The 824-nt window shown below is 51.8% G+C and carries 1 protein-coding gene; it reads right to left on the reverse strand.

What is annotated here, in order from left to right:
* A partial coding sequence (locus ACJ9N4_RS20900) for a DUF1983 domain-containing protein (protein WP_411500800.1) occupies nt 1–824 on the reverse strand: 824 nt, incomplete at both ends.

Below are 824 nucleotides of genomic sequence, written 5' to 3' on the forward strand. Positions count from 1 at the left end.
ACGAAAATAAGTGCCTCAAGGAGTGCTGACTTCCCTAATAATGATGAGGACGAATCGGTAAAAGTAATTGTTCTTGATGCGTTCCCTCCTCCAGAAATAACAGCGTCACTGCCAATTCCCACGTTTGCTATATCACCGACAAAACTGGTTGCTTCAACAGTACCTTTGAAGCTTCCGCTTGTTGCATAAACAGTTCCACGTACGGTGACGTTATTGAACACTGCATAACCTGATTTATTGATGTGCCAGCCAACATTGCCTGTCCCGTCCCAGGTTGAGGACTGGATATAGTTGCCGATTTTGCCGTTACCGATCGTACCGTCACCAATCACCGTATCCCGGATAATCGTCTGCCCGTTCTGAATAACGAATGGGAGAGTAACATCGCTTCCTGCCTGGGTCATAACTGCGAAACGGTCAGCCAGGAAAATCACCTGCGACTGCATACCCGCTGGCGTGTTCTCAACGCCTATCCCCATCCCGGCTGCGTACTGTCGACCATTCGCATCGACTGCAACCTTGATGTTGTACATCGCACTGAGTTCGCCGTTTACGTTCGCAATTGCCTGGGCGTTCGTGGTTATCGCAGCTGTGTGTCCGTTAACGGTCGCTGTTATGGCGTTTATCTGCGTGGCCGTGGCCTGCTGATAATTCGAAACTGTCTGGCTCAGGCTGTTGATGGATGCCGTGTTACCGTTGACGTTCGTCTGCAGGCTCAGTAATGCGCGTGCCGTTGCCTCCTTTTCGTTGACGATCACTTCGTCGATGCGATCCAGCTGCGCGCTGTTCCCTGCGACCGTAGCCGACAGCCTTTTGCGCGTGGC

It is taken from the genome of Enterobacter sp. LM3 (assembly GCF_046622475.1).
Taxonomy (GTDB): domain Bacteria; phylum Pseudomonadota; class Gammaproteobacteria; order Enterobacterales; family Enterobacteriaceae; genus Enterobacter; species Enterobacter cloacae_P.